The organism is Streptomyces sp. NRRL S-495, assembly GCF_000966955.1.
In the GTDB taxonomy this organism is placed as follows: domain Bacteria; phylum Actinomycetota; class Actinomycetes; order Streptomycetales; family Streptomycetaceae; genus Kitasatospora; species Kitasatospora purpeofusca.
The window spans coordinates 1-314 of record NZ_JZWY01001381.1 but is presented as its reverse complement, the minus strand read 5'-3'; the positions used below and the strand labels follow the sequence as shown (position 1 = coordinate 314).

The window sequence follows — 314 nt, the reverse complement described above, 5'->3', positions numbered from 1 at the left end:
GCTGCTGTCCACGCCGCTCGAAGGCGGTTCCCACAAGCACCTGCGCCCACCGGGCGGGCTGTCGGGCGGTGCCACCGTGGACGCCGTCATCGCCTGGCAGTACCCGGTCGGGTACGGCGTGCCCTCGCCCACGCTCCAGTCCGTCGACTTCGAGGAGAACGCGCGGCAGGCGCTGTCCCGGGTCGTCGGTGAGGTGTCGGCGCAGGCCCCGGAGGTCACGATCCGCCGGCACGTCGTCCAGTCCCATCCCGCCGCCGCACTCCTTCACGCGGCCGACGGCGCGCAGCTGCTCGTCGTGGGCCACCGCGGGCACG

The 314-nt window shown here is 74.5% G+C and carries 1 pseudogene; it reads left to right on the top strand.

Annotation, left to right across the window (positions count from 1 at the left end):
• A pseudogene (locus VR45_RS41775) lies at window positions 1-314 on the top strand (hypothetical protein); the annotation flags it as partial.